Source organism: Gemmatimonas aurantiaca (assembly GCF_037190085.1).
Lineage (GTDB): Bacteria > Gemmatimonadota > Gemmatimonadetes > Gemmatimonadales > Gemmatimonadaceae > Gemmatimonas > Gemmatimonas aurantiaca_A.
Genome location: NZ_JBBCJO010000005.1, coordinates 871969 through 887539, shown reverse-complemented (window position 1 = coordinate 887539; position 15571 = coordinate 871969). Strand labels below are relative to the sequence as shown.

The following is a 15571-nucleotide window of genomic DNA, read 5'->3' as shown; positions in this document are numbered from 1 at the left end:
CGTGATGAGGGCATATTCCTCGAATATGCCAATTATTGACTTCTCGTTCAATTGTCATTTAATTGAACAAAGATTCATCAAATACATCGTGACCGCCGGCAGACAGTGTTGAGCTTGCTCCGATGTGATCAGAGGAGAGAATCGAGAGATGAGAATTCAATCAGGTGGGAACCCGAAGCCAGGACGTCTCCTCCAGCGGAACGTCGAATCGATTGATCGACCGGGCACGGCGACCCGGTACGGCGTGATGGCGTTGCTGATCGGCGGCGTGGTCGCGCCTTTCAGAGAGACCGCAGGTCAGGGGGCAGAGCGCACGCTGAGCTTCGCTGAGGCGTTGTCGTTGGCCGAGGGGCGCAACGAGCGCATTCTGGCCGCGGATGCGGCTGTGGACCGCGCGCGATCGGATCGTCGGGTCGCGCAGGGGCGGCGGTTTCCTGACGTCACGCTCACCGGACGCACCACACGTATCAACGACGAGATCGTGATCGATCTCGACCCGATCCGGCAGGTGATGCTCGGGTTGCACCCGGGTGTGCCATCGACCGCGATCCCGCCGTTCCAGGCTCGTATCCAGCGCCAGGCGTTCAACAACGCCGGCCTGAGCGCCACGATGCCGGTGTTCACCGGCGGGCGGTTGCGGGCGGGCGTGCGGGCGGCCGATGCGGCTGTCACCGCCGCCGAAGCGGGACAGCGATCCATGGTCGGCGAGGTGGCCACCGAGCTGGCACAGCGATATTTCGGGCTGCAACTCGCCATCCAGAACCGGGCCACGCGACAGGCGAGCCGGGAGAGTCTGGGGCGTCATGTGGAGCGAGCCCGGAGTCTCGAACGCAACGGCCAGATCGCCCGCGCCGAACGGCTGCGAGCGGAAGTGGCGCTGGCCGAGGCGGACCGCGATGTGCAGCAGGCGGAAAGCGACGAGCAGCTGGCGCGACTGGCGCTCGCGGCCACACTGGCGATGGACGTGGAGATCATGCCGGAGACGCCGCTCTTCAAGGTGCCCCCGCTTGCCCCTGTCGATTCGTTCAAGACCGCCGCACGGGACCGGAATCCCATACTCGCCCGTCTCGCTTCGGAGCAGGCGCGGGCCCGGCAGGGCATCGATGCCACGCGCGGAGAGTTTCTCCCCTCGTTGGGCCTGTTCGCACAGCGGGAGCTCTACACGCACGATCTGACGATCACGCAGCCTGTGTGGGCGGCGGGAGTGCAGCTCAGTCTCCCGCTCTTTCAGGGTGGCCAGCGATTCGCGCGTCTCGCAGGCGCGCGGGCACAGGCGCGGCAGGTCGAATTGCTGCGCATCCGTGCGCAGCGCGATATCGAGCTGCTGGTGGAGCAGCGATATCGCCAGGTCGAACAGGCCAGGATCCAACTGACGTCTCTCGAAGCCACACGGACGCTGGCGGAAGAGAGTCTCCGGGCACAACAACTCGCGTTCGCGGCCGGTCTGGCGACGTCGCTGGACGTGGTGGACGCGGAGCAGGCGTTGGCTCGCGTGCAGTTGGGCATGTTCAAGGCGCTGCATGATGCCGATGTCTCGCTGGCGGCGCTTCTCGAATCCATCGGGCAACCCTCGCGGTTGCCCGAATACATCAATGCGGAGCGTGCGCGATGAATCGAAACACGGAAAGTCGGTCCGGACGGGGATGGGCGATGGGGGCGCTGGTCGGCGTCCTGGTGGTGCTCGCCGGCGTGGTGGGATGGTGGGCGACCCGACCGGCGCCCGAAGTGCTGCAGGGGCAGGTGGAAGTGCGGCGGGTCAACGTGGCCGCCAAGATCCCCGGGCGGGTGGATTCCCTGCTGGCACGTGAGGGCGATACCGTCGAAGCGGGCCAACTGGTGGTGGTGCTGCATAGCCCCGAACTCGATGCCAAGGCGCAGCAGACGGATGCACAGATCGCCGCCGCCCGCGCGCAGGAAGCGAAGGCGCGCAGCGGTGCGCGGTCGCAGGAAGTCACCATGGCCCGCGCGAACTGGGAACGGGCGGCGCAGGCCGAGAGTCTCGCGGTGACCACGTACGCGCGGGTGCAGCAACTCTTCGTCGAAGGGGTGATCGCCACACAGCGACGCGATGAAGCCCAGACGCAGTTGAACGCGGCGCGTCTGGCCACGCAGGCCGCGCGGGCGCAGTTCGATCTCGTCATGTCTGGCGCGCGATCGGAGGACCGCACGGCAGCCGAAGCCGTCGTGCGGCAGGCGCAGGGTGGTCGTGCGGAGGTGCGGGCGTATCAGTCGGAAACCCATGTGGTCGCACCCATCGGTGGCGAGATCTCACAACGCACGGTCGAACCCGGGGAAATCGTCTCGGCGGGGCTGCCGATTCTGACCATCTCCGATCTGCGCGACGCCTGGGTCACCTTCAACCTGCGCGAGGATCGACTGGCGGGGATCGGCAAGGACTCCACGCTGCATGTCACCGTTCCCGCGCTGGGAGGCAAAGCGGTGTCCCTGCGTGTGAGCTACATCGCTCCCGTTGGCGACTACGCGACGTGGCGTTCCACGGGTGAAGCCGGTGGATTCGATCTGCGTACGTTCGAAGTGCGTGCGCGTCCGGTGGAGACGGTGCCGGGTCTCCGTCCCGGCATGACGGTGCTGCTGCCGGCGGCGCAGCTCATGGGAGCCTCGTCGCGTTGATGCGCGTGTACACGTCAACGGGAGACGTCGCGTGAGTGGCACGACAGGCAGCGCCACCATCAACGGGGATGCCGATGGCGCGACGTCGACGGGATTCTCACGCCGCGACACCGGCGTGACGGCCGTGGCACGGCGGGAGCTGCATCGCCTACGGGCGCGACGGCTTTACCCGCTGCTGTTGCTGATTCTGCCAGTGATCGGTTGGGGCGTACTGCGTGCGATCTTCGGCAGTCATGTGGCTCGCGACCTGCCCGTGGTGGTGATGGATGCCGATGGCAGCGCGCTTTCCCGCCGCGTCGTCCGCGCGATCGATGCCACGGCATCGGTGCGTGTCGTGTCCCGGACGTCGGCCATCGGCAATGTGGAGCAGGTCCTGCAGCGCGGTGAAGCTTACGCCGTGGTGGTGATCCCGGCGGGACTCGAGCAGCAGACCGCACGCGCGCAGGGCACGCCGATCCTGCTGTACACGAATGGACAGTGGCTGCTGCCGGCCAGCACGATCACGCGCGATGTGCGGATGGCCGTCGGCACCGTCTCCGCGCAGATCGAGGTGGGTCGACGGGTGGCGCGGGGCGCAGCGCCGTCGACCGCGCTGGTCGCGGCGGAACCGGTTCGCACGCAACTGCATCCGCTCTACAATCCGGCGCTCGACTACGCGGCCTATCTCTTCCTCGCGCTGATTCCCACGCTGTTGCACGTGTTCGTGCTGGTGATGGCGGTGCATGTCGTGGGCGTCGAGTTGAAGCAGTCCACGGCGGCACAATGGCTGGCCGCGGCGGGAGGCCGGGCCGGCATCGCCGTGATCGGCAAGCTGTTGCCGTACACCCTGTGGTATGCCCTGCTGGGCAGCGTGATGCTGGAGGTGGCGCTCCGGTCGCTCGATCTGCCGATGGCGGGCAATCGCCCGTTGTTGCACGCCGCGATGCTGTTGCTGGTGATGGCGTATCAGGCGCTGGGCGTGTTGCTGGTGGCGCTCACGTCGAATCTCCGTGTCGCCACGAGTGCGTCGGGGTTCATTGCCGGGCCCGCATTCGCGGTGGCCGGCGTCTCGTTTCCGCGATTTGCGATGCCGGTGGCCGGGCAGCTCTGGTCGGTGGTGCTGCCGCTCTCCCACTATCTCGAACTGCAGACCCAGCAGGTCATCGTGGGGGCCAGCGTGCGCCAGTCGGCGCCACTGGCAGCGACGCTGATGGCGTTCGTGGCCGTTCCGGCATTGCTCGCTGTGAGACCGCTGCGGCGGGCGCTGCGTGATCCGCAGTGCTGGGGGCGAACATGACAGGCATCTGGTACTGGGCGCGTCAGGAATGGCGTGCCATCCGGCGGGACCGGGGCGCATCGGCTGTGCTGATCGCGGCCTCGGTGCTCTATGCGTTGGTCTATCCCATTCCTTTCCTGTATCAGGTGGCGCGTGATATCGGCATCGTGGTGGTCGATCTCGATCGTTCGGCGATGAGCCGGCAGGTGACGCGCATGATCGATGCCGCCGAACAGGTGCGTGTGCACGAGATCGTGGGGAGCGAAAGGGAGGCCGAGGAGCGTGTACGGGCAGGTATCGTGCATGGCGCGGTGGTCATCCCGAGCGAATTCGAACGACATGTGCAGCGGGGAGAGCGGGTGATCGTCGGTGTGTACGGCGATGCCAGCTACTTCTCCGTGTACAGTCAGATCGCCACCGGTGCATCGGCTGCCATCGGCACGTTTTCCGCCGGTGTCGAGCTGCGACGCCTGCAGGCGAGCGGGTTCGATGCCGCGTCGGCTCGACAGGCGCGCGATCCGCTGCCGCTCGTGGTGAGGACGTTGTACAACCCCGTGGGGGGGTATGGCAATGCGAATGTGCCCGCGGTCCTCATTCTCGTGCTGCAGCAGACGATGCTGATCGGCATCGGCACGCTGGCCGGCGGTCGGCGCGAACGGTCGACGGAGATCCTGTCGCGTGACGATGGGCTCACGCGTGTGCTGGGCCGTGCCCTGGTTTACGTGGGGATCTATCTGGTGCAGGTGGTGCTCTCGTACTTCATCGCCTATCGGCTGTATGGACTGCCTCATACCGGGGCGTTGCCCGCACTGATGCTGTTTCTGCTGCCTTTCCTGGTGGCGACGGCGATGCTGGGCCTCGCGCTCTCGCGTCTGTTTCTCACCGCGGAGTCGGCGCTGCAGGCGCTGATGTTCTCCAGTCTGCCGGCGATCTTCATATCGGGGTTCTCCTTCCCGGCGGAAGCCATGCCGGTGTGGATTCGTGCGCTCGCGCAGCTGTTGCCGAGTACGCAGGCGATTGCGGGGGCGCAGCGGGTGGTGCAGATGGGGGCGTCGTTGGCCGACGTCCGTGCGTCGTGGCTCGCGCTCTGGGGATTGAGCGCCGTGTATCTGCTCGTGGCCTGGGGACTGGTGGCGCGAGGTCGCCGGGGTGCGTCCGACCCGCGTATCCCCGTCGGGGACGTCGTGTCCGATCGGTAGCGCGCAAGGCGCGGAGCTGTCATTGGGAGGGCTTCCGTCGTAGCTTGCGGGGCACCTCAACCCCTGCGCTTTGGGCTGTCTCACACGAATCGGCTGTGCGGTGATCCTCGTGGCCGGGGGCGCCGTCGGATACTGGCTCTATGGCGATCGTCTGCCATCGGTGCTTTCGCGAGCGGCGTCGGGCGCGGCGGACCGCGTCACCGATGTGGCGGCGCGTGCCAGTGAGCGCTACGACAGCAACGACGGGCCGCGCATCGCCTCGGAGGAAGCCGAGCGACGCCGGAAGGCCCGTGAAGCCCGCGATCGCACGTTGGGGTGGGTCACCATTGCCGGCGCCACGGCGTCGGAACCGTCCGCGTCCCCATCGTCTGCGTCGGGTTCCTCGGCCAGTCGCGCGGCGGCACTCGATCGTGTGCTCGCGCCGCTGCGGAGTCGCAATGGCCCCGCGTATGTGTCGCTGTCGGCTTCGCAGATCGCCGGCGTGCTGGCACCGCTGATGCAACAGTTGCCGCCGTCCGCGCAGTCGGTGCAACTCGCCCTCGACGGCGAGCAGTTGCTCGTGCGCGCCGTGGTGTCCCTGCGCGATGTCGCGGGCACGGGCGCGTTGGGCACGGTGCTGGGGGGGGTGCTCGATGGCACCGATACGCTGTTCATTGCCGGCCCCGTCGAACCGGTGCGTCCTGGCGTGGCCCAGTTCCGGGTGCGTGAGTTGCGTCTCAAGGGGGTCGATGTTCCGCCGCGTTTCATCCCGCCATTGGTGCGCACGCTGCGGCAGCAGGGTGAGCACCGTCTTCGCGCCCGACGCGAACGGACGGGGACCTCCGCGGGTACCACAGCAGATCGTGGCAACGACATCGACCTTGCCGGCCTCGCCGACGATGGTCTGCCGATACCGTTGCCTGCTTCCGTGAGCGACGTGCGCGTCGTGAATGGCAAGCTCACGCTCTATCGTGCGACTCCCGCCCCGGGATCCGCTTCCACGAAACCCACACCATGACCCGACGCATTCTCGTCATCGACGACGAACCCGGCATCCGACAGGCCCTGGGCCAGCTTCTCGAATACGAAGGGTTCGACGTCCGGACGGCGAGTGGCGGGACCGAGGGCATCGCCCTCTACGACAGCTTCCGGCCGCAACTGGTGTTTCTCGATGTGAAGATGGCCGGGCTCGATGGCCTCGAGGTGCTCAAGCGTCTGCGGCAGGCCGATCCCAACGCCACGGTCGTGATGATCAGCGGGCACGCCACCATTCAGACGGCGGTGGAGGCTACACAACTCGGGGCATACGACATTCTCGAGAAGCCGCTCGACACCGATCGTGTGCTCGTCCTGCTGCGCAATGCCTTCGCCAATCGGCAGCTCAGCGAGGAAAACGAGCGGCTGCGCGAGACCATCGAGTCGCGCTATGAGATCGTGGGACGTTCGTTCGGCATCCGCTCCCTGCTCGAGCGCATCGAGCGGGTGGCCGGTACACCGGCGCGGGTGTTGATCACCGGCGAGAACGGCACGGGCAAGGAACTGGTCGCGCGGGCCATTCACCGGGGTTCGCCACGGGCGCGCAAGCCGTTCATCGAAGTGAATTGCGCGGCCATCCCCAGCGAACTCATCGAAAGCGAATTGTTCGGACACATGAAGGGGTCGTTCACCGGCGCCATCAGCGACCGCGCCGGCAAGTTCGAACAGGCCCATGGCGGCACGCTGTTTCTCGACGAGATCGGCGATATGTCGCAGAGCGCGCAGGCCAAGGTGCTGCGCGTGTTGCAGGACGGTGTGGTGACCCGCATCGGTGGAAACAAACCCGTGCAGGTGGATGTGCGGGTGCTGGCGGCCACCAACAAGAATCTGGAAGATGAGATCGCCGCCGGACGCTTCCGCGAGGATCTCTACTATCGGCTGAATGTGGTGCCGATCACGGTGCCGGCGTTGCGGGAGCGCCGCGAGGATATTTCCCTGCTGGTGCGGCACTTCCTGCAGCAATTCGCCGAGCGTGACGGTCTCCCGGCGCGCTCGATCACCGACGAGGCGCTGCAGCGATTGTCCGAGCTCGACTGGCCCGGCAACGTCCGCGAGCTGCGCAACACGATGGAGCGTCTGGTGATTCTGGCCAGTGCGGCCTCCATCAGCGCGGCCGACGTGGAGCGTCTCGTGGGGCGCCGTACGGCGGAACCGTCGGGTCTGGGCAATCTGCTCGACTGTGCCACGTTCGAAGAGTTCAAGCAGGCCGCCGAGCGGGCCTTTCTGCAGGCCAAGTTGCGGGCGTTCGACTGGAACGTGTCGGAGACCGCGCGGGCTCTGGACATGCCGCGCTCGAATCTCTACAAGAAGATCGAGCGTTATGCTCTGACACGAGAGAGCCTGCCGGGCTGACTTTTTCACCCGCATTTCCCACGCTGCGCCACCCGTCCAATCACATGTCCAAGAACTGGGACGCCGAACTCGCGAAGATCGACAAACAACTCGCCTCCATCTCGGACGAGCAGCTCCTTGCCACGTCGCAGGGCGCCGGTGGGCCGGGTGCGGGGGCGCAGGGAGCGGCCGGTGGTGTGACGCGTGCAACGCAGACGCGCGCCCTCCCCGCCGGCGGCGCTGCGCCGGCTCCGGCCGCGACGGTGTCCGCGGGACGCAGTTGGGTCGCCTGGCTCAAAGTCATCGTGGCGGTGGGAGCGGCGGCGGGACTCATGTTCTGGCCCTGGCCGGCGCGGTGCGGCACGCCACTCATCGGCTTCACCGCCGCCACCGGTGGCGTGGCACTGCTGGGCATATGGAGCGCGGTGGGTACATGGCGGCATCGTCTCGGACTCGCGCATGTGGCTTCGCTGCTCGTGACCGTATGGGGGATCGGACTCGGTGCGCGGGAAGTGCTCCCGCGGGTGGGATATGCGGTGCCGACGGAAGCGCGCGCCGCGACATGGTCGTGCGAGGGCGCGTCACTCACGTCGCCAACCACCGATTCGACGCAGCCGACGACACCGCTGTAGGGCAGTTCCGGGTTGTGGGGGGTGTGGGGTTGGGGGTGAAAAGCCGGGTGATGGGTCCCGTGACATGGGACTCGCGACCCACAACCCGGGTGTTCCACGCCAAACCGTAAACCCAGAACCCGGAAACGCTGTTCTTCCAACCCACTCCGCGCGACTATCTTTCCCCAATGTCTACCTTCAGGAATTTCATCGGCGGCCAGTGGGTGGCGCCGTCGACCGATGCGTATTTCGAGAATCGCAATCCTGCCGACCAGGACGATCTGATCGGTCGTTTCCCGGCGTCCGGCGTGGCCGATGTGGAAGCGGCTGTCGCCAGTGCGCGGCGCGGTTTCGAGCGATGGAAGCGGACACCGCCGCCGGCACGTGGTGATGTGCTGCGTCGTGTGGGCGATCTGCTCGCGGCGCGCAAGGAGGAGCTGGCCGACATCATGACGCGCGAGATGGGCAAGCCGCTCGCCGAGACGCGCGGCGATGTGCAGGAAGGCATCGATACGGCGTACTATGCGGCCACCGAAGGTCGTCGACTGTTCGGTCACACCGTGCCCAGCGAACTCGCCAACAAGTGGGCGATGAGCATGCGCCGCCCGATCGGGGTGTGCGGTCTCATCACCCCGTTCAACTTCCCGTTGGCCATTCCCACGTGGAAGGCGTTCCCGGCGCTGCTGTGTGGCAATGCCGTCATCCTCAAGCCGGCCGAGGACGTGCCCCACACCGCGACGGTGCTGGTGGAGATCCTGCTGGAGGCCGGATTGCCGCCGGAAGTCATCCAGCTCGTGCACGGCATGGGTGAAGTGGTGGGCAAAGCGCTGGTGGAGCATCCGCAGGTGCCGGTCATCTCCTTCACCGGCAGCACGGAAACGGGCCGTTTCGTGGGCGAGACGTGCGGGCGCATGCACAAGCGCCTGTCGCTCGAAATGGGCGGCAAGAACGCGCAGATCGTGTTCGACGACGCCGATCTCGATCTCGCGCTCGATGGCGTGCTCTGGGGCGCATTCGGGACCACGGGACAGCGCTGCACGGCCACCAGCCGTCTCGTGCTGCAGGCGGGCATTCACGATGCCTTTGTCGCGCGACTGGCCGACCGCGCGCGTGCGCTGCGTCTGGGCGACGGACGTGTCGCCGGCACCGATGTCGGCCCGCTCGTCAACGAAGCCGCACGGGAAAAAGTCGAGCGGTATATACGCATCGGTCGGGAACAGGGCGCCACGCTCGTGTGCGGCGGTGAACGCGCCACCGGCGGCGCACTCGACAAGGGATTCTTCTTCCAGCCCACGATTTTCACGGGCGTCACGGCCGGCTCGCGCCTTGACCAGGAGGAGATCTTCGGTCCCGTGTTGTCCGTCATTCGCGTGGAATCGGTGGACGAAGCCTTCTCGGTGAACAACGGGGTGCGCTACGGACTCTCGAGCTCCGTGTACACGGGTAACGTGAACGTCGCCTTCCGCGCGCTGCAGGATCTCGACAACGGCATCACCTACATCAACGCGCCCACCATCGGCGCCGAGGCGCATCTGCCGTTCGGCGGCGTGAAGGAGACCGGCAACGGTCACCGGGAAGGTGGGTGGGAAGTCTACGAGTTCTATTCGGAGACGAAGGTCGGCTACGTGGACTACTCGGGTGCGCTCCAGCGGGCGCAGATCGACAATTATTGAGCAGTGACTCCCGTCGACTTCCGGCGACGGGAGGACGCCCTCCGCGCCGCGAATCGATCGCGGCGTGGCGGATGGTGGTTCTCCCGGTGGACACATGGTCGCCGCGGCGGCGCTTTGCCGCCGCCCGGCGTGCGTCGTGAGCGCGGTGGCCTGTGGCGTCTCCTGATCATCGCGGGCGTGCTGGCGCTGGTCCTGCGCACCTTCGTCGTCGAAGCGTATCGCATTCCCAGCCGCAGCATGGAGCGCACCCTGCTGCCGGGGGATTTCCTGCTGGTCAACAAACTGGTGTATGGCGCCGAAGTGCCCATCTGGCGTCAGCGCCTGCCGGCACTCCGTGCTCCGCAGCGCAATGATCTGGTCGTCTTCGACTGGCCCGTCGATCCGGACGTGGCGTTCGTGAAACGGCTCGTGGGGCTTCCCGGCGACACGGTCGCGATGGCGGCCGGTGTGCTGCTGCGCAACGGAGCCCCGCAACGGGAAACATGGGCCCTGCGCGGGATGATCAGCGAACTGCAGGATGAAGCCCCGCGCAACGACTGGGGGCCATTGGTCGTACCCCCGCACCATTACTTCGTCCTGGGCGACAATCGCGACAACTCGCTCGACAGCCGTGCCTGGGGATTCGTGCCCGACTCACTGCTGCGCGGCTCCCCCTGGATCGTGTACTTCAGCTTCGAGCCGGATTCGACCGCACGCGCCCCGTGGCTCACCCGCATCCGCTGGCCACGACTCGGCGCCGTCGTGCGATGACTTTCGCGATTTTTCGCGGGATGCGTTGACGAACGATACCGTGCTAGTTCACCCTTAATCGTGCTGCGGATCGTACGAAAATCGTGGCATGACGCCGGCGTGTCGGTCGGTGCGGATCGACCCGGTTGTCGCAGATGTGTTGTTCAGGAGGACCACCGCGTATCCCCTCCCGCGCGGTGCCCGCACGATCTACCAGCGCTTCGAGCCCGTTCGCCATGGCGGTCATTCCCCCGAAGAAGAAAGCGTCGTACGACGAAGGGTCTCTCGACCAGTATCTGCGTGACATCAGCGCCTATCCGCTGATCTCGAGGGAAGAAGAGGCCGAACTGGCCCGACGCATTCGCCAAGGGGATCAGGAAGCCCTCGACAAACTGGTGCGGTCCAATCTGCGCTTCGTCGTCTCCGTCGCCAAGAAATATCAGAATCAGGGCGTGTCGCTGTCCGACCTGATCAACGAAGGCAACCTCGGCCTCATTCGCGCGGCACACAAGTTCGACGAAACCAAGGGGATCAAGTTCATCTCCTACGCGGTCTGGTGGATCCGCCAGGCCATCCTGCAGGCGCTCGCGGAACAGTCGCGCATCGTGCGGGTGCCGCTCAATCGGGCCGGCACGCTGCACCGCATCGGCAAGCGGGCCAACGCGCTGCTGCAGGAACTGGGGCGTGAAGCCACGCACGCCGAGATCGCCGACGGCATGGACATCACCGAGGAGGAGGTGGCCAAGACCATGTCCATCTCCCAGGTGCATCTGTCGCTCGACGCGCCGCTCACGCCCGGCGAGGACAACCGGCTGCTGGATTACCTGCCGGACACGATGCACCCCACGCCCGAGGACCAGACCTTCGACAAGGCGCTCACCGAGGCCATCGAAGAGTCGCTGGGCAGCCTCAAGGAGCGTGAGGCGCGAATCCTGCGTCTCTACTTCGGCATCGACGGATCCGATCCGATGACCCTCGAAGAGATCGGCTCACTGCTCGGCATCACGCGTGAACGCGTCCGGCAGATCAAGGAGAAGGCGTTGTCGCGACTGCGCCATGTCTCCCGTTCCAAATCACTCGAAAGTTTTCTGGGGTAACAGGCAGTCATGGCATCGACGTATTCGTTTGACGTCACCACCGGGTGTGACCTGCAGGAAGTCGACAACGCGGTCAATCAGGCGCAGAAGGAAGTGGCGCAGCGTTTCGATTTCAAGGGATCGGAGGTGCTCATCGATTTTAAGCGCGCCGAGAATCTCATCAAGCTCGAAGCCGAGGGGGAGATGCGCGCCGAGGCGCTGCTGGACGTGCTGCGCGGCAAGCTGGTCAAGCGTGGTGTGCCGGTGAAGAATCTCGAGGTCACCGATCTCAAGCCCGGCGGCGGCGAGATCATGCGTCGTGACATCAAACTCAAGATGGCGCTCGACAGCGACACCGCGAAGAAGGTGAGCGCGGCCATCAAGGAAGCGAAGCTCAAGAAAGTCACGGCCAGCATCCAGGGCGATCAGGTCCGCGTGTCGAGCCCCGACAAGGATGCGCTGCAGGAGGCGATCACGCTGCTGCGCAAGGGCGACTACGGGGTGGAGTTGCAGTTCGGGAATTACCGCTGACGCGCGATCACGCCGCGGACATCCGCGCACTGCGGCAGCAGTCGAACGAAGCCATCGCCGCGCACGATGCGGAGCGGACCGCGTCGTTCATGCATGAGGATATCGAAGTCGCGGTTGCCGGTGGCCCGATTCTGCGCGGTCGTATCGCAAACCGTGACGCCTTCGCGATGCAGATGGCGGAGCCGGGGTTCGGAGGCTATGTGCGCACGGCCGAGCGGGTGATCGTGCACGACGGGCCCCTGCGCGCCAGCGAGTATGGGCATTGGGTGGGGCGCTGGACGGCCAAAGGCCGCGTCCATGAGCAGCGTGGACACTATTCGGCGGAATGGGTGTTCACGCCACATGGGTGGCGAATCGTACGGGAGAGTTATCGGGAAGGCTCGAACTGATCCTGCCGGTATCCGGCAGTTCATCGTGCAGGTATCGCGCCCGCAGGGCGCCCTTCAGACTCCCGGTTCTTTCTCCAGGCTGGATGTCCGGCCCGAGTCTCGCCGCCTCGCCCCGCCTCACAGAGGCCCAGGGGCAGGGGCTGAATCACCCTCGCAATCGTGGAGCTCCGCTCCATATCTGCACGGATGATCCCGGGAACCACGGGTGAGGAAGCAGGGCGGAGCTGGTCAGGGAGGAGGTTGCCGGACCTGGGGTGATACCGCCCCGATTCCATTATCATTCAGGGATGCTCAAATTCGGTCTGGTCACCCTCGGGTGCGACAAAAACACGGTGGACTCCGAGCGGTATCTGGCCGACCTGGTCGCCCATGGCGCCGAGCCGGTGCAGGATCTGCGTGACGCCGATGTGGTGGTCGTGAACACCTGCGGCTTCATCGACGCGGCCAAGGCCGAGTCCATCGAGGCCATCGTGGAGGCCGCGCGCCTCAAGGACGAGGGAAGCTGCAAGGCCGTCTTCGCCATCGGTTGCATGGTGGAGCGTCACAAGGACGAACTCCTCGAGGCGCTGCCCGAGGTGGATGTCTTCCTGGGCAACTCCGAAACCGATCGGCTGCTGCCCGAACTCGTGGAGCGGGGACTCATCGGCGGGTCGCTGGTGGAACACCCCGGCGTGCGCCTCTTCAGCGGCGACGTCGCGCATGTGCGCTACCTCAAGATCTCCGAAGGCTGCGATCACGGCTGTGCGTTCTGCGCCATCCCGCTCATGCGCGGCAAACATCGCTCGTTCGCGCTCGAGGAACTCGTGCGTGAGGCGCAGTTGCTGGAAGCACAGGGCGCGCGGGAGATCAATCTCGTGGCGCAGGATCTGGCGCACTACGGACGCGATCGCCGCGACGGCAACGCGCTGCCCGAGTTGCTCGAAGCGCTGGTGCGTGAGACGAGCATCCCGTGGATCCGGAACATGTATCTCTACAGCACCGGCATCACGCCGCGATTGCTGGAAGTGATCGCGGCGAACCCGCGCATCGTGCGCTGGCTCGATACGCCCATGCAGCATGGCAGCGATGCCGTACTGGCGCGCATGCGCCGACCGGAACGACAGAAGACCATCCGTGAGCGTCTGGCACGCTATCGCGAGATCGTGCCGGATCTGGCCGTGCGCACCAGTGTCATCGTGGGCTTTCCCGGCGAGACCGAAGACGATTTTGCCATCCTCTGCGATTTCCTCGAGGAGATGCAGTTCGATCGGGTGGGCGTCTTCACCTACTCGCCGCAGGAAGGCACACGCGCATGGGCCATGGACGACGACGTGGCCGACTCCATCAAGCAGGAACGCAAGGAACACATCGAGGAGTTGCAGCGCGCCATCACCGCCGAGCGGTACGAACGATTCCTCGGTCGCGATGCGCGGGTGCTCGTCGAACGTCGCGGGGATGCTCCGGACGTGTGGGTGGCCCGGGCGCCCTGGCAGGCCGACGACATCGATGGGCTGATGCATGTCACCGTGCCGGACGCATTGCGAAGCACGCGCATCGTTCCCGGCGCCTTCGTCGACGTGCAGGTCGACCACGTGGTCGACGACTATGATTTTGCCGCCACGCTGCGGGGGGTGGTGGACGCACCCGCCTCGGCCACGCTCGTCAAACCTTCGCGGCAGCTTCCCCTGGTGGGAGTGAATGGGGGCACCGCGGGCAGCTTTGGACGCTGATTCATGACCGAGATGTCGCATCATCCGCAGGTGCCCCATGCGCGCTCCGCCGAGATCATGGCGCGGGCGCGCACCCGTTTTCCGGGGGGCGTGAATTCCCCGGTGCGGGCGTTTCGTGGGGTGGGGGGAGAGCCATTCGTGGCCGCGCGTGGCAAGGGCGCGCGGGTATGGGACGTGGACGGCAATGCCTACATCGACTACGTGCTGTCGTGGGGGCCGCTGGTGCTCGGTCACGCGCCGGACGTGGTGCTCGAGGCCGTGGCGCGCGCCATGCAGGACGGCACGAGCTTCGGCATGCCCACCGAGCGTGAAGTGGTGCTGGCCGATGCGATTGCCGATCGCATGCCGCATCTCGAAATGGTGCGGTTCACGTCGAGCGGCACCGAAGCCACGATGAGCATTGCCCGTCTGGCGCGTGCCGTCACGAAGCGGGAACATCTCCTCAAGTTCGACGGCTGTTATCATGGGCACGGCGACAGCTTTCTCGTCCGGGCCGGCAGCGGTGTGGCCACACTGGGACTCCCCGATTCGCCGGGTGTGCCCGAGGGGTTAGCCCGCCTCACGTTGACCTGTGCCTTCAACGACCTCGAGGCGGTGGAGCGCATCGCGCGTGAGGTGCCGCTCGCGGCCATCATGCTCGAACCCATCGTCGGCAACAGCGGCTTCATCGAGCCGGCGCCGGGCTTCATTCAGGGGCTGCGGCGGATCGCTGACGAAACGGGGGCGTTGCTCGTCTTTGACGAAGTCATGACCGGATTCCGTATCGCATTCGGGGGCGCCGCCGAGTACTTCGGCGTGACGCCCGATCTCACCGCCCTGGGCAAAGTGATCGGTGGTGGTCTGCCCGTGGCCGCGTACGGCGGTTCCCGCACCATCATGGAGCACATCGCGCCAACGGGGCCGGTATATCAGGCGGGCACGTTGTCCGGCAATCCGTTGGCCATGGCCGCGGGCACCGCCACACTGGGCGCGCTCACCCGCTCGGTGCACGACGGGATCACGCAGCAGACGGCCGCGCTCGTGGAAGGCCTGCGCACAATCGCCGCGCGTCATGGGGTGCCACTGTCCGCGCGTCACGTGGGCTCCATGTGGGGCTTCTTCTTCCGCGACGGCGACGTGCGGAGTTTCGAGGACGCGAAGCAGTCGGACGTGGCACTGTTCCGGCGTTTCTTCCACGCCGCCCGTCGACGCGGCGTGAGTCTGGCGCCGTCGGCGTTCGAGGCGGCGTTCATGTCGTCGGCGCACGGGCCGGCGGAAATCGGCGAGACCCTGTCACGACTCGACGAGGCGCTGGGTGAGGCGTTGAATGAAGCGCCGAGCGAATCATCGAATGTCGCGTCGAATGTCGCGTCGAACGCTGCGTCGAACGCTGCGTCCACAGCCTCGTCGGGCGCATCATCGCCCCCCGGCACGAAATAATTT

Annotated in this window: 14 protein-coding genes; all 14 read left to right on the top strand. The window is 66.1% G+C overall.

Features of this window, described 5'->3' with window-relative positions:
- Positions 1-247: 247 nt before the first annotated feature.
- On the top strand, positions 248-1612 hold the full coding sequence (locus WG208_RS09605) for a TolC family protein (protein WP_337171120.1): 1365 nt from the start codon (positions 248-250) through the stop codon (positions 1610-1612).
- Positions 1609-2631, top strand: coding sequence for an efflux RND transporter periplasmic adaptor subunit (locus WG208_RS09600; RefSeq protein WP_337171119.1), 1023 nt, complete (start codon positions 1609-1611; stop codon positions 2629-2631). The genes WG208_RS09605 and WG208_RS09600 overlap by 4 nt, the downstream gene beginning before the upstream one ends.
- A gap of 31 nt (positions 2632-2662) precedes the next feature.
- On the top strand, positions 2663-3907 hold the full coding sequence (locus tag WG208_RS09595; protein ID WP_337171118.1) for an ABC transporter permease: 1245 nt from the start codon (positions 2663-2665) through the stop codon (positions 3905-3907).
- Positions 3904-5085 (top strand): ABC transporter permease, encoded by a 1182-nt coding sequence (locus WG208_RS09590; RefSeq protein WP_337171117.1) that lies wholly within the window; start codon positions 3904-3906, stop codon positions 5083-5085. Before WG208_RS09595 ends, WG208_RS09590 begins: the two co-directional genes overlap by 4 nt.
- A gap of 100 nt (positions 5086-5185) precedes the next feature.
- Positions 5186-6082, top strand: coding sequence for a hypothetical protein (locus WG208_RS09585; protein WP_337171116.1), 897 nt, complete (start codon positions 5186-5188; stop codon positions 6080-6082).
- Positions 6079-7452 (top strand): sigma-54 dependent transcriptional regulator, encoded by a 1374-nt coding sequence (locus WG208_RS09580; protein ID WP_337171115.1) that lies wholly within the window; start codon positions 6079-6081, stop codon positions 7450-7452. Before WG208_RS09585 ends, WG208_RS09580 begins: the two co-directional genes overlap by 4 nt.
- 44 nt (positions 7453-7496) lie before the next feature.
- Positions 7497-8063 carry a hypothetical protein gene (locus tag WG208_RS09575; RefSeq protein ID WP_337171114.1) on the top strand — a complete coding sequence of 189 codons (567 nt, stop codon included), beginning with the start codon at positions 7497-7499 and terminating at the stop codon, positions 8061-8063.
- A gap of 167 nt (positions 8064-8230) precedes the next feature.
- Positions 8231-9715: an aldehyde dehydrogenase family protein gene (locus WG208_RS09570; RefSeq protein WP_337171113.1), complete on the top strand. Its 1485-nt coding sequence runs from the start codon at positions 8231-8233 to the stop codon at positions 9713-9715.
- 3 nt (positions 9716-9718) lie between these two features.
- A complete protein-coding gene (gene lepB, locus WG208_RS09565; protein WP_337171112.1) occupies positions 9719-10465 on the top strand; it encodes a signal peptidase I in 747 nt (248 codons plus the stop codon).
- A 215-nt stretch (positions 10466-10680) separates the two neighbouring features.
- Entirely contained in the window at positions 10681-11541 is an 861-nt protein-coding gene (locus WG208_RS09560) for an RNA polymerase sigma factor RpoD/SigA (RefSeq protein ID WP_337171111.1), read from the top strand.
- Positions 11542-11550: 9 nt separating this feature from the next.
- A complete protein-coding gene (locus WG208_RS09555; RefSeq protein ID WP_337171110.1) occupies positions 11551-12051 on the top strand; it encodes a YajQ family cyclic di-GMP-binding protein in 501 nt (166 codons plus the stop codon).
- 53 nt (positions 12052-12104) lie between these two features.
- Positions 12105-12440, top strand: a complete 336-nt coding sequence (locus tag WG208_RS09550) for a nuclear transport factor 2 family protein (RefSeq protein WP_337171256.1) — start codon at positions 12105-12107, stop codon at positions 12438-12440.
- A 287-nt stretch (positions 12441-12727) separates the two neighbouring features.
- Entirely contained in the window at positions 12728-14149 is a 1422-nt protein-coding gene (gene rimO / locus WG208_RS09545) for a 30S ribosomal protein S12 methylthiotransferase RimO (protein WP_337171109.1), read from the top strand.
- Between the two features lie 3 nt (positions 14150-14152).
- A complete protein-coding gene (gene hemL / locus WG208_RS09540; RefSeq protein WP_337171108.1) occupies positions 14153-15568 on the top strand; it encodes a glutamate-1-semialdehyde 2,1-aminomutase in 1416 nt (471 codons plus the stop codon).
- Positions 15569-15571: the final 3 nt, after the last annotated feature.